Source organism: Rhizobium sp. SG2393, assembly GCF_042610495.1.
Lineage (GTDB): Bacteria > Pseudomonadota > Alphaproteobacteria > Rhizobiales > Rhizobiaceae > RU20A.
Map to the genome: position 1 here is coordinate 145896 of NZ_JBHGAP010000007.1, position 13025 is coordinate 158920.

Consider the following 13025-nt stretch of genomic DNA (forward strand, 5'->3'; position numbering starts at 1 on the left):
TAGGCCGTTGGTGTGCCAGCCTGAGGGGGCGGTGCGCGAGAGGGCAAACGCCAGGGTTTTCATTTCGGTTTTCGTAAACTGGTCACGCAACTCTTGCGTACAGCCGAGGTGGCGGGCACCGAGTGCAGGCACCCTTGCCAAATGCGGCGGCGCATTGGAAGTGTTCAGTGGAAACGGGGACTATCCGGCAATCGGACGCCTGCGGGCGCGGTGTCAGGGCGGGGAATGGCAAAGAAGACTTACCGATCCATGGACGACTTTGCCGCCGCGAGCGGTGTCTCCCGGCCAACGCTTTCAAAGTACTTCGACGATCCCACGCAGGTGAAGGAGATCACCCGCAAGCGCATCGAGGCGGCGCTGAAGAAGTCGAATTTCGAGCCCAATCTGTTTGCGCGCCATCTGAACCGCAAGCGGACCAAGAACATCGGCATTCTCGTGCCGACCATGTCCGATCCCTTCTATGTGCAGGTCGTTTCGCTGATCGAGCTTGAGCTGCGCGCAAGAGGCTACTGGCCGGTGCAGCTTTCTTCCCACCAGCGCCCCGAGCTGGAAGAGGAGGCGGTGCGCACGCTGCTGTCGCTGAAGGTGGCAGGCGCCATCGTCGCGCCGCTGGGCGCGCATTCCCGGCGCTCGGCGCTGGAGCGGCTGCGCGATGCCATCCCGGTGGTCTGCTTCGATGGGCCGGCGATCTACGACCTGCCTTTCGTCGGCAATGACAACCAGCAGAGCGTTGCGGCGATCGTTACCTATCTCTGTCGGTCGGGTGAGCCGCCCGTGTTCCTCGACATTCCGCATCTGGTCGAAAACGCCGGCGAGCGGCCGGACAGCTATCGCGCCACGATGATCGCCGAGGGGCATGCGCCCATCGTCATCGACTGCGATGCGCCACCGTCCTGGGAGTTCGAGCGGCTGGGTTTCGAGCAGATGCAGCGGCTGCTGAAGCGCGACGGGTTGCCCGGAAAGACGCTGCTTTGCGCCAATGACCGCTTTGCTTTCGGTGCGATGGCGGCGGCCTTTGCGGCGGGCCTGAAGATCGGGCGCGCCGAGGGTTGCGATCTCAGGATTGCCGGCCATGACGATCATCCGCTCAGCCGCTATGCCTGTCCGTCGCTGACCACCATGGCGCAGAACGCGCCGGAGATGGCGGCGCGATCCGTCGAGTTGCTGCTCGCCCGGCTGGACGAGGAAAGCGATGCGGCGACGGAAACCCAGAAGGTTATCCTCGAGGCGACGCTGGTGATGCGCGATTCGGCCTGAGGTCGATCCTGCCTATCGCGCCGCGTCTATCGCCCGCCAGGCTGCCACGATAGCGGCGAGCGCCTCCGCCGCTTCCGGAATGCGTCCGCCGTTGGAGACGAAGCCATGGATCTGGCCGGGCCAGATCTTTGTCGTGCACCATGCTTCCGACGCCAGCCGGTCCGCATAGGCCTTGCCCTCCGAGAAGAGGACATCCGCACCGGCGAGAATAACGATCGCGGGCGCAACGCCAGCAAGGCTTTGCGCCTTGAGCGGCGAGGCGCGCCAGTCGTCCCACTCTGCTTGCGAGACGTAGTGATCGCGAAACCAGCGCATGCCCGCGGCGGTGAGGCCATAGCCTTCGGCGCAGTCGGTGTAGCTCTGGCCCGTCTGGCTCTGGTCGGTGACGGGATAGATGAGGACCTGTCCGATGATGGCGGGTACGCTGCCGTCGCGCGCCATCAGGGCGGTCACGGCTGCGAGGTTGCCGCCGGCGCTGTCGCCGCCGACGACGATGCGGGCCGGGTTGATGCCGAGCGTCGCGGCCTCATCTACCATCCATCGAAGCGCCGCCGCACAATCCTCCACGGCGGCCGGGAAGCGGTGGTCGGGCGCCAGCCGATAGTCCGGCGACACCACGACGGCGCCGACCGCATTGGCGAGAATACGGCAGATATCCTCGTGGGTTTCCGGCGCGCCGATCACCCAGCCGCCGCCGTGGAGATAGAGCAGGGCCGGCGCGCCTGTCGCGGGCGCTCCCTTGCCCCGCCAGATCTTCAGGCGCAGGCCTTCGAGGTTCCGTTCCTCGACACTTGCCACCTCTTCCGGCGGATGCTGTGCGGCGGCAAAGCCGTCGAGATATTGCTGGCGGGCGGCTTGCGGCGAGAGACGCTCGACCGGCGTTTCGGGTTCGCCGGGCCAGGCAAGCGCGCGACGGGCGGAATCATCAAGCGTGATCATGCGAGCAGGCTTTCAGCTTCGTCTTCACGCAGTTCCGCCGGCTGGGTGACCGAGCCGCCGATTGCCTGCGCAGTTCCGGTCTCGCCGGCCTTCAGGATGGCTTCCATAACTTCCAGCACATGCAGGGCCAACTGGCCGGAGGCGCGGGGCGTGCGTGCCTCGACAAGTGCGCGCGCGAGATCGGCAAGGCCGAGCATGCGGTAGTTGGCACGATCGGGATTGACGACCGGCCAGTTGACGGCGCCGTAGAGATCGGTGGCGGTGTTCATCTCCTCCCACTCCGCCCCGCGCCGCGACAGGCCGATCACGCCGCCGAACGTGTCGGGATCGGGCAGGCGCAGCGAGCCTTCCGTCCCGTGCAGTTCGATCGGATGGTTGGAGTGGCGGAAGACGTCCCATGACGCGCCGAAGGTGACCGTTGCACCGCAGGCAAATTCCAGCAGCGACAGCACGCTTGTCGGCGTTCCCACCTTGAAGGTCGTGCCCTTCTTCGGGCCGTCGGCCGTGATCAGCCGGTCCTCCTGCCCGCTGGTGGCGACGGCCTGCACGCGCCGGATGGGGCCGAGCAGGTTGACCATCATGGTTAGGTAATAGGGGCCCATGTCAAGGACAGGGCCGGCGCCCGGCTGGTAGTAGAAGCTCGGATCGGGGTGCCAGTGCTCCATGCCACGGCCCATCATGAAGGCGGTGCCGGTGACGGGCTTGCCGATAATGCCGCCCTCCATCAGGCGCCGTGCCCGACGGCCGGCAGCACCGAGGAAAGTATCGGGCGCCGAGCCTATGGCGAGACCCCTGGCGCTGGCCGCCTCGACCAGCGCACGGCCCTCCGCCGCATTCACGCCCAGTGGCTTTTCCGTAAATACATGCTTACCTTCTGCCAGCGCCCGGCTGGAGATGTCGTAATGGGCGGCGGGGATGGTCAGGTTGAGGATCAGGTCGATGTCGGGGTCTGTGATCAGCGCGTCCACATCCGTCACGCGCAGGCCGAATTCGCCGCCGCGCCGCTCGGCGGCTTCCCGGTTGAGGTCGGCGCAGGCGGTGATGACGACATCCCGAAACAGCGGCGCATTGCGCATGTAGGCGAGCGAGATGCTGCCGCAGCCGACGACGCCGATGCGGAGCTTTGAGGACGAGGATTGGTTCATCGCGTGTTTCCAGATGATGGCCGCCGGTGCGCGCCGGCAGGCACGTTGCGTTCTTGTTATAATATAGCGCGTGTCAGGAATTAAGTTGACGCACGGTAACATTCTGCCTTACGACATGGCAAGACGTTCGGAGGCGTCGTTTCGCAACATCCCTTTCCCGCTCATGTCTCAGCCGGCGTCTGCGCAAGCCCGTCGGCGAGACCGGTGCGGAAATGGGCGCGTAAATCCAGGATCGGGAGAGAATGTCATGACGCAGACGGCGCTGAAGATCGGTTGCCAGACCTTTACCTGGGAAATGCTGGGCGACGGCTGGACCGGCGGTCCGGACGATCTCCTGAAGGCGATCGCCCAAGGCGGCTATGCCGGCATCGAGATCACCGATACGATGATCGGGCATTACGCGGACAAGCCGCAGGCGTTTGCGGCCGCCCTCGCCGGTCACGGGCTGGCGCTTGTATCCTTCGCGTTCGGCTCGAAAAGCGGCTTCACGGAGCCGTCGCTTCTGTCTGCCGATCTCGAAACGGCGCGGCGCTGGGCCGACTTCGTGGCGCATTTCCCGGGCGCGCTGATTTCCATGGGTTCGGCAACCGTCATGTCCGAGGGCGCGCGCGACGGAAAATTCGATGTCGCCGCCGAGGTCTATAACAAGGCTGCCGAGATCGGTTGCCGCACCGGCGTTGCCTTTGCCGTGCATCCCTCCTCGCATCACAATACGCTGATCTTCACCCGTGCCGATTACGATGCGCTGTTTGCCCGGCTCGAGGCGAATGTCGGCTGGGTACCGGATACGGGCCACATCCTGCGCGGCGGTCAGGACATCGACGATACGCTGGCCACCTACCGCAGTCGGATCCGCTACGTGCATTTGAAGGACGTCGATGCGGCCGGCGACTGGGCGATGCTGGGTGCCGGTGTCTGCGACGTGCCGGCGGTGATCGCGTCGGTGCGACAGGGTCCGCAGTTCAACGGTTGGATCGTGGTGGAGGAGGAATCGGAAGAAGCCGGTCGTGATCCGGCTTCCGCCGTCGCACGCAATCGCGAGACGATGCGCCGGATGGGTTTCTGACCCGCCGCCTCTTCTCGCGTCAGGCATAGCGCACCTCGACGCCGAGCTTTTCCAGCCGGTTGCGGATGCTTAGCGGCATGTTGCTATCGGTGATGATGAGATCGACGCGCGACAGGGAAAAGGCTTTGGACGAGGCGCCGATGTCGAACTTGCTGGAATCGGCCACCAGCACCACGCGCCGCGCCATGCGCACCAGATTGCGCTTGGTGCGGGCGATATCCTCCGACACATCCACGACATCGAAGGAATGGTCGATGGCGTGGGCGCTGACAAAGGCCTGATGTGCGACGAGGCCGCCGAGCACCTTGTCGCTGTCCGATATCATCGTGCTGACCGTGCTCGGGAAAACGCGGCCGCCGATCATGTGCACGTCGAGGCCGGGGCGATACATCAGATGCTGGGCGATGTTCATCGCCGTCGTCGCCACCACGACATTGTTGACCGGCGGCATCTGCATGGCGACCTGCAGCAGGGTCGAGCCGCTGTCGAAGACGATCGACTGGTTGTCGATGATCTGTTTGGCGGCGATCTGCGCGATGCGACGCTTGGCCTCGAAGTTCTTCTGCATGCGCTCTTCGAAGGCGGCGGCGGGTGAATCCGCGGGGATGGCGATCGCGCCCCCATGGGTTTTGATGAGTTGCTTCTTGGCGTCCATGATGTCGAGGTCGGAGCGGATGGTGACCTCGGATACACCGAACGTTTCCGCCAACTGTTTCGTTCGTGCCTGACCGACCCGTTGCAATTCGAGCAGGATCTGGTGACGGCGCTGTTCGGCGAGCATGAAGAGCCTTTCCAGGTTTTGCGGTCTTTTGAAAATCGAAAGACGAACAGAGATTTCCTTTGATGTTGTCCTCCGAATAGCCGAAAGTTTACGCATTCGCATCTGAAAAATGATCAAGAAAACATAATTCGAAAGAAATCGGAAGATTGAGTGTTGTTTTGTTTTCGAGTTAGGGTCCGCCTCATCAGAACGCGACCAACCTGAAAGGACATGTCGTCATGGGTCTCGGAGCCAAAATCCGCCTTTCCCGAATCTTCTCCAATCCGTCGGGAAACCTGTTCGGCGGTGCCGTCGATCACTTCGTCGGCTACGGCAATGTCCGTGAGGGCGGGCTTGCCGACCTGCCGGGTGCGCTGAAGCGCGTGATGGCGGGCGGGCCAGACTATGTCAGCATCCAGCCGGGGGCAGCGCGCCACCTCTGGTCGGATTATGCGGGCAAGGCGGCGCTGGTCATCCAGGCCGGCTGCTTTACCGCCGACGACCGCATCCGCCAGCTGATCGCGACGCCGGAAGACGCTGTCCGCTACGGCGCCGATGCGCTCGCCGTCGCCATTCCCGTGCGCGGCAATACGGAAGGCGAGTACATCCGCTGGCTGACCGATACGGTGAACGCCGCCGCCCGCTATGAAATGCCCGTGATCGCCCATGTCTATCCGCGCGATTTCACGCAGGGCGGCAAGATCGTCTTCACGCCGGACGAGATCGCCTATGCGGTGCGCATCGGCTACGAGACGGGCGTCGACGTGGTGAAGGTCGGCTATACCGGCGACTTCGCCTCCTTCAAGGATACGGTCGCCACCTGCCCCATCCCGGTCGTCATTGCCGGCGGCCCGAAGACCGACACGCTGCTCGGAGCCCTGCAGCAGACCTCGGATGCGCTGCGGGCCGGTGCGCGCGGCGCGGTCGTCGGCCGCAATCTCTGGGGTCACGGCGACACGACCAAGGCGGCGCTCGCCTTCAAGCATGTCATCCATGGCGGCAAGTCGCCCGAAGAGGCGCTGGCCGCCTCCGGCGCCTGATCCCATGGTGGCCCGCGCCTTCGATGTGCTCGGCTTCGGGGCCCTTGCGATCGACGACATTCTCTATGTCGATGCGCCGCTCGGTGCCGAAAAGGGCAAGGTGATCCGGCGGGCCACCGATCACGGCGGCAATGTCGCCACGGCTCTCGTGGCCGCGCGCCGGCTTGGCGGGCGGTCGGCCTTCATCGGCTGGCTTCCCGATGATCCCGAGGCCGATATCGGCGGGCGGGAGCTGGCGCGCGAGGGCGTCGATGTCTCCTTTGCGCCGCGCCACGCCGATGCCTTGCCGATCCGCTCCGTCATCACGGTCGGCAGCGATGGCGATCGCTTCATCGCCTATGATGACGACATCCGGCATGGCACATCGGATGCCCTGCCGGACGATGTCTTCCGGCAGGCGCCGGTCCTGCTGATCGACGGTTACGCCATTCATTCGCTTGCTGCCGTGCGGCAGGCGCGGGGTCTCGGCCTGTCGATCGTCGCCGACATCGAATGGAGCAAGGGGGACGCGACCGACGCTCTTCTCGGCCTGTCCGACCACCTCGTTCTGCCGATCGCCTTCGGCCGCGCGGCGACGGGGTGCGATCGCCCCAATGACATTCTCGATGCGCTCTGGACGCCTGATCGTTCCGCCGTGGTGCTGACGGACGGCGCACAGGGCTCCTTTCTCCGGCAGGCCGGGGACGCCGCTCTCTGGCATCTTCCGGCCTATCCCGTCACCGCAGTCGACACGACCGGTGCGGGGGACTGCTATCACGGCGCCTATGCTCTGGCGCTGGCCGAGGGCAAGTCGCCACTCGACTGCGTGCGCTTTGCCACTGCGGCTGCGGCTATCTCCGTCACCGCCCGTGGCGGGCGTCGTGGCCTGCCGGGACGGGACGCCTGCCTCGCGGCGATGGCATCGGCCGACGCGCCGGTGGCCGTCACTCTTTTGCGCGGATGATCGCTGACACACCTGCCGTCATGCAGATGTTCCGCACCCCGTCCTTCCGACTAAAATGTTACGCGCGTTAAAAAATAATATGCCATGAAATAATGGCTGATTATCCAGAAAATACTCTTATTTTCAATTTGATAGATGAACTACGCGCGACGTCTGTCGCCTGTCTTCGGAAAATTTCCTGTTGACTTTGCGGTCGCGCGGAGGCGTCATTCGGGCAAAGGATTGAAGGGGCGTGCGGCCGCGAGGAGGCGGTCTGGCGCGCTGACAGGCAATCGGGAGGAAGAAGCGTGGCCGTCGTCGTACTTGACAAGATCTGCAAGACCTACGGAAACAACTATCACGCCATCAAGGATCTCAACCTGACGATCAATGATGGCGAGTTCCTGATCCTCGTCGGCCCGTCCGGCTGTGGCAAGTCCACGGCGCTGCGAATGATCGCGGGGCTCGAAGAGATCACCAGCGGCACGCTGACCATCGGCGGGCAGGACGTGGTTGATCTGCCGCCGAAGGATCGCGACATCGCCATGGTGTTCCAGAGCTACGCGCTCTACCCGCACATGAGCGTATTCGACAACATCGCTTTCTCCATGAAGCTCGCCGGCAAGAGCAAAGCGGAGCGCACCAAGCGCGTCAACGAGATCGCCAAGATCCTGCAGCTCGAAACACTGCTTCAGAACAAGCCGGCCCAGCTTTCGGGCGGCCAGCGGCAGCGCGTGGCCATGGGTCGCGCCATGGTGCGCGAGCCGGCGGCCTTCCTGATGGACGAGCCGCTGTCGAACCTCGACGCGAAGCTGCGCGTGCAGATGCGCGCCGAGATCGCCAGCCTGCAGCGCCAGCTCGGCGTCACCACCATCTACGTCACCCACGACCAGACGGAAGCGCTGACCATGGGCGACCGCGTGGCGGTGCTGAAGGGCGGCGTGCTGCAGCAGGTGGATACGCCGAAGGTGCTCTACCATCACCCGGTCAACGCCTTCGTCGCCGGCTTCATCGGCTCGCCGTCCATGAACCTTTTCGAGGGGCGGCTGGAGGGCGGGGCGCTGAAGGCGCCGGGCTTTTCCATCCCGCTGCCGGAGGGCGTGTTGCAGCGCGTGCCGGGTCTTGCGGCCTATGCCGGCAAGCCTGTGGTCTTCGGCATCCGCCCGGAAGACCTCTATGACAGCCGCCTGCCGTCGGGCGCCGCACTGCCGACCATTCCGGCCCAAATCAAGTCCATCGAGGAGCTGGGCTCCGAACTCATCGTGCATCTGAAGCTCAATGCGAGCAGGGTCGATTCCGGCGATCCCGATGCCGTCGAGGATCTGAGCGGCGCGGCCAATACGGTGGCCCGCTTCGAGGCGACGAGCACGGTGAAAGCGGGAGAGGCCATTCAGCTCGCCATCGACCCCGCCAAGCTGCATTTCTTCGACATCCAGACCCACCGGGCGATCTGATCGCCCCTTTCGTGCCTGCCAGCAGAGGTTTCCTTCCATGCCTGTGAAACAAGACAAGCGGCTTCGCGTCGGCGTTCTCGGCGCCGGGCAGATCGCCCAGGCCGCCCATTTCGAAAGCTGCACCAAGGCGGCCAATGCCGATCTCCATGCGATCTGCGATGTGGCGGACGATCTGCGCGAGCGCATGGTCATCACCCACGGCGCGGCGAAGGGCTATAACGACTACGACCGCATGCTCGCCGACCCCGAGATCGACGCCGTCATCATTGCGACCGCCGATGCCTTCCACGTCCCGGCCTCCATCCGGGCGCTGGAAGCGGGCAAGCACGTGCTGTGCGAGAAGCCGATGGGCCTGACGGTGGAGGAATGCGAGACGCTGAAGGCGGCGGTTGCGGCCTCCGGCAAGGTGTTCCAGGTCGGCCATATGAAGCGGTTCGATGCGGGTCTGCAGGCGGCTAAGACCTTCATCGACCAGGAGATGGGCGAGATCGTCGCGCTGAAGGCCTGGTACTGCGACAGCACGCATCGCTATCCGATGACCGATGCCGTGCAGCCGCTGATCGTCACCAGCGCCAATGCCCGCAAGCCCTCTGCCAATCCGAAGGCGGATCTGCGCCGTTACTACATGCTGGCGCATGGCTGCCATCTCATCGACACGGCCCGTTACTTTGCCGGCGATATCGTCGCCGTCACGGCGCGCCTTTCGGAACGGGCCGGCATCTGGTGCTGGTTCGTGGATGTGGAGTTCGCCTCCGGCACGCTCGGTCACCTCGACCTGACGGTGCAGGTGCGCATGGACTGGCACGAAGGCTTCCAGATCTATGGCCGGAACGGCAGCGTGATCGGCAAGACCTACAACCCCTGGTACTACAAGACCAGCGATGTCGATATCTTCCGCGAGGCCGATGGCGCGACGCACCGGGTGCTCGGCGCCGACGGGCATTTCTATCGCCGCCAGCTCGAAGGCTTTGCCCGCACCGTTCTCGATGGCACGCCGATGGAGGGCGCCGATATCGATGACGGCCTTGCCTCCGTCCGCGCCATGGTGGCGATCGCCCGCTCGGCCGAAAGCGGCAAGCGGGTGGCGCTTGCCGATGTCTCCGGGGGCGTGTGATGAAGCTCGGCATCTTCGCCAAGACCTTCGAGGGCACCGACCCTGCCACCGTGCTTTCCGCGGTGGCCGCGGCCGGCTATCAGGCGGCGCAGTATAACATGGCCTGTTCCGGCCTGCCTTCGATGCCCGATGTGATCTCGGATGCGCAGGCCGATGCTGTGGCCGCGGCGGCCGTTGCGGCCGGGGTGGAGATCGTCGCGGTTTCCGGCACCTACAACATGATCCATCCGGACCGGTCGGTGCGCGAGGCGGGGCATCGCCGGCTGGAGGTTCTGGCGTTGCAGGCGCGGCGCATGGGCACGGATCTCATCACGCTCTGCACCGGCACGCGCGATGCGAAGGACCAGTGGAAGGAACATCCGGACAATGACACGCCGGAGGCCTGGCAGGATCTGCTGGAAGCGATGCGGATTGCCGTCGCTATTGCAGACCGGTACGACGTCTATCTCGGCATCGAGCCGGAACTCGCAAATGTCATCAACTCCGCCGAGAAGGCGGCGCGGCTGATTGCCGAGACGGGAAGCGCGCGCATCCGCATCGTGCTCGACCCGGCCAATCTCTTCGAGGTCGCGACCATCGAGGAGCAGCGCCGGACAGTGTCGGCAGCGGTCGATCTCCTGGCCGACCGTATCAGCATGGCGCATGCCAAGGACCGCACGCCGGATGGCGGCTTTACCACGGCCGGCAAGGGCGTGCTGGATTACGGCCATTATCTCGGCTGCCTGAAAGCCATCGGCTTTACGGGCAGCCTCGTCACGCATGGGCTTTCGGCTGCGGAAGCGCCTGCTGTCGCGACGTTCCTTACCGGTGCGCTCTCCGAGGGCGCGCGATGAGCGGCGACAGCTTCGTCACGGCAGATGGCGTACGGCTGCATGTGGATGCGGCGGGCGAGGGACCGGTGGTGGTCTTTCAGCACGGGCTCTGCGGCGATTGTGGCCAGACGTCAGAGGCGTTTCCGGCTGATGCCGGGTGGCGCCGGGTAACCGTCGAGGCGCGCGGGCACGGGCGGTCGGAAGCGGGCGATGTCGGCCGCTTTTCAATTGCGACATTTGCGGCCGATGTTGCCGCTGTCATCGAAGAGCGGATCGGCGCTCCGGTGGTGGTCGGTGGCATTTCCATGGGCGCGGCGATCGCGCTGCATCTTGCCGTTCACCGTCCCGATCTCGTGCGCGGCCTCGTGCTGGCGCGTCCGGCCTGGGTGACGGCGGCGGGGCCGGAGAACATGGCGCCGAATGCCGAGGTCGGCGACCTCCTGAAGCGCCTGCCACCGGAAGAGGCAAGCGCCGCATTTCTCGAAGGGGAGACGGGTCGCCGGCTGGCCGACGAAGCGCCGGACAATCTCGCCTCGCTGACCGGCTTCTTCTCGCGCCAGCCGATCGCGGTGACGGCGGCGCTTCTCACCGCCATTTCCGCCGATGGCCCCGGTGTCAGCGAGGCCGATCTGGCGCGCATCGTCGTGCCGACGCTTGTCATCGGCCATGGCCGTGACGTCATCCATCCGCTCGGCCATGCCGGGGCTCTGGCCGCGCTCATTCCCGGTGCGCGCCTTGTCGAGATCACGCCGAAGGCGGCCAGCCGCGCGCAGTATGTCTCCGATTTCCATTCCGCTCTTTCCGCTTTCCTCAGGGAGTTCTGACCCATGCCCACCCCTTCGAAAACCTGGCTCGATGACCTGCCGCGCGACCGGCTGATCGCCGAATTCTCGACATGGTCCGCCAATCTCATGGGGCTTGCCGATGATCTCGGCCGTGTCGAGCGCCATGTCGATGTGCTGCATGTCGATGTGGCCGACGGTCACTTCGCGCCGGCCATGCTGTTCTTCCCCGATCTCGTTGCCGGCATCCGCAAGGTGTCGGCCAAGCCGATCCACGTGCATCTGATGGTCGCCGATGCGGTCGTGCTCTCGCAGATCGAGCAGTTTGCCGATGCCGGGGCCGACCTCATCAGCCTGCATGTCGAAAACGAAAGCGTGGCGGATGCCGCCCTTGACCTCATCGAAAAGCGCGGTCTCGTTGCCGGCATGGTGCTGCGGGTCGAGACGCCGGTGGAGCGCATTCGCCCCTATGTGAAGCGGCTCGGCTTCGTAACGCTGCTCGGCACGGCCATCGGCGTGAAGGGCCAGGGACTCGACGAAAAGGCCGGCGACCGGCTGAAGGAAGCGGCTGCCATCATCGCCGGAAGTGGTGCGACGCATCGCATCGTGCTGGCTGCCGATGGCGGCATCCGGGAGCACACCGTTCCCCTGCTGCGCGCCGCCGGAGCCGAGACGGTGGTGCTCGGCTCGCTTGCCTTCAATGCGCCGTCGCTCGATGAGCGCATGGCCTGGCTGCACGCGCTGTAAGCCGGAGCGCCCGGCATGACGCGCCTCGCCATCGGTGTGGATCTCGGCGGAACGCAGGTTCGCGCTGCCCTCGTGGAGGAGGGCGGTGCGATTGTCGCGCGCGCCGAAACGGATACCGATGCCATGGCGGGCCCGCAGGCCGTCCTCGCACAGATCGAGGCGCTGGCCCATGGACTGGCCGGGACGGTCGATCCGGCCCGCATCGTCGGTGTCGGCGTCTCGACGCCGGGGCCAGTGGATACGCTGACCGGTGTCGCGTCGGACATTCCGACGCTGGCCGGTTTTGCGGGATTTCCGCTGCTGGCGGAACTGCGCAAGCGGTTCGGGCAGCCCGTCAGCCTCGAGAATGACGGGATCGCGGCGGCGATCGGCGAATGGCAGTTTGGCGCCGGGCAGTCACTGGATCATATCGTCTACGTGACGGTAAGCACAGGCATTGGCGGCGGCGTGATTTCGGACAAGCGCGTGGTGCGCGGGCGAAAGGGCATGGCGGGGCATGTCGGCCACATGGTGCTGGAGCCCTGCGGTGCGGCCTGTCCCTGCGGCGGACTTGGGTGCTTCGAAGCTTACGCTTCAGGAACCGCACTGGCACGGCGCGGACGGGCGGCAGCGGCGGCCCATCCGGGCAGCTTTTCGGGCATGGCCTGCGAGGCGGTGGATGGCCGCGCGATCTTTGCGGCGGACCGGGCCGGGGATCCGGTGGCGGTGCGGCTGGTCGATGAGCAGGCCGAATGGCTGGGGCGCGGCTTCGTCAACCTGCTGCACGTCTACAGCCCGGACATCATCGTCATGGGTGGAGGGATCGCCCAGGAATTCGATCGGCTGCGGCCGGGCATCGAGGCGTATATTGCGCAGCATGCCATGCCGGCCTTTCGCGATGTGCCGGTTCTGCGCGCCGCGCTCGGCGCCAATTCCGGTCTCGTGGGCTCGGCGGCGCTGGCCTTTCTCGACCGTTCACAAGGTAAGTAATTGCGCACATAGATTGCG

General features: G+C 65.3%; 13 protein-coding genes. 10 read left to right on the plus strand and 3 right to left on the minus strand.

The window, feature by feature from the left end:
* The first annotated feature begins 225 nt into the window (after window positions 1-225).
* Window positions 226-1257 (plus strand): LacI family DNA-binding transcriptional regulator, encoded by a 1032-nt coding sequence (locus tag ACED18_RS15295; RefSeq protein WP_377293728.1) that lies wholly within the window; start codon window positions 226-228, stop codon window positions 1255-1257.
* 12 nt (window positions 1258-1269) lie between these two features.
* On the opposite strand, the gene ACED18_RS15300 is transcribed toward ACED18_RS15295, so the two are convergent.
* Both ACED18_RS15300 and ACED18_RS15305 read right to left on the minus strand, forming a co-directional pair.
* Complete coding sequence (locus tag ACED18_RS15300) at window positions 1270-2196, minus strand: alpha/beta hydrolase (protein ID WP_377293730.1); 927 nt, start codon at window positions 2194-2196, stop codon at window positions 1270-1272.
* The gene (locus ACED18_RS15305) at window positions 2193-3341 is read right to left on the minus strand and encodes a Gfo/Idh/MocA family protein (RefSeq protein WP_377293732.1); all 1149 of its coding nucleotides are present in this window, start codon (window positions 3339-3341) and stop codon (window positions 2193-2195) included. The genes ACED18_RS15300 and ACED18_RS15305 overlap by 4 nt, the downstream gene beginning before the upstream one ends.
* Window positions 3342-3588: 247 nt before the next feature.
* Between ACED18_RS15305 and ACED18_RS15310 the strand changes: the two genes are divergently transcribed.
* On the plus strand, window positions 3589-4407 hold the full coding sequence (locus tag ACED18_RS15310; RefSeq protein ID WP_377293734.1) for a sugar phosphate isomerase/epimerase family protein: 819 nt from the start codon (window positions 3589-3591) through the stop codon (window positions 4405-4407).
* 19 nt (window positions 4408-4426) lie between these two features.
* On the opposite strand, the gene ACED18_RS15315 is transcribed toward ACED18_RS15310, so the two are convergent.
* Window positions 4427-5188 carry a DeoR/GlpR family DNA-binding transcription regulator gene (locus ACED18_RS15315; protein ID WP_377293736.1) on the minus strand — a complete coding sequence of 254 codons (762 nt, stop codon included), beginning with the start codon at window positions 5186-5188 and terminating at the stop codon, window positions 4427-4429.
* 218 nt (window positions 5189-5406) lie between these two features.
* Here ACED18_RS15315 and ACED18_RS15320 point away from each other — a divergent pair, with 218 nt between their 5' ends.
* The 8 genes from ACED18_RS15320 (at window position 5407) to ACED18_RS15355 (ending at window position 13007) form a co-directional block, all read left to right on the plus strand.
* A complete protein-coding gene (locus tag ACED18_RS15320) occupies window positions 5407-6207 on the plus strand; it encodes an aldolase (RefSeq protein WP_377293738.1) in 801 nt (266 codons plus the stop codon).
* A 7-nt stretch (window positions 6208-6214) separates the two neighbouring features.
* Window positions 6215-7150, plus strand: a complete 936-nt coding sequence (locus ACED18_RS15325; RefSeq protein WP_377293856.1) for a PfkB family carbohydrate kinase — start codon at window positions 6215-6217, stop codon at window positions 7148-7150.
* A 287-nt stretch (window positions 7151-7437) separates the two neighbouring features.
* Window positions 7438-8583, plus strand: a complete 1146-nt coding sequence (locus ACED18_RS15330; RefSeq protein ID WP_377293740.1) for an ABC transporter ATP-binding protein — start codon at window positions 7438-7440, stop codon at window positions 8581-8583.
* 37 nt (window positions 8584-8620) lie between these two features.
* On the plus strand, window positions 8621-9697 hold the full coding sequence (locus ACED18_RS15335; RefSeq protein WP_377293742.1) for a Gfo/Idh/MocA family protein: 1077 nt from the start codon (window positions 8621-8623) through the stop codon (window positions 9695-9697).
* On the plus strand, window positions 9697-10530 hold the full coding sequence (locus ACED18_RS15340) for a sugar phosphate isomerase/epimerase family protein (protein ID WP_377293744.1): 834 nt from the start codon (window positions 9697-9699) through the stop codon (window positions 10528-10530). Before ACED18_RS15335 ends, ACED18_RS15340 begins: the two co-directional genes overlap by 1 nt.
* Window positions 10527-11333 (plus strand): alpha/beta fold hydrolase, encoded by an 807-nt coding sequence (locus tag ACED18_RS15345; RefSeq protein ID WP_377293746.1) that lies wholly within the window; start codon window positions 10527-10529, stop codon window positions 11331-11333. The genes ACED18_RS15340 and ACED18_RS15345 overlap by 4 nt, the downstream gene beginning before the upstream one ends.
* A 3-nt stretch (window positions 11334-11336) precedes the next feature.
* Window positions 11337-12038: a ribulose-phosphate 3-epimerase gene (locus ACED18_RS15350; RefSeq protein ID WP_377293748.1), complete on the plus strand. Its 702-nt coding sequence runs from the start codon at window positions 11337-11339 to the stop codon at window positions 12036-12038.
* A gap of 15 nt (window positions 12039-12053) precedes the next feature.
* On the plus strand, window positions 12054-13007 hold the full coding sequence (locus tag ACED18_RS15355; RefSeq protein WP_377293750.1) for an ROK family protein: 954 nt from the start codon (window positions 12054-12056) through the stop codon (window positions 13005-13007).
* Window positions 13008-13025: the final 18 nt, after the last annotated feature.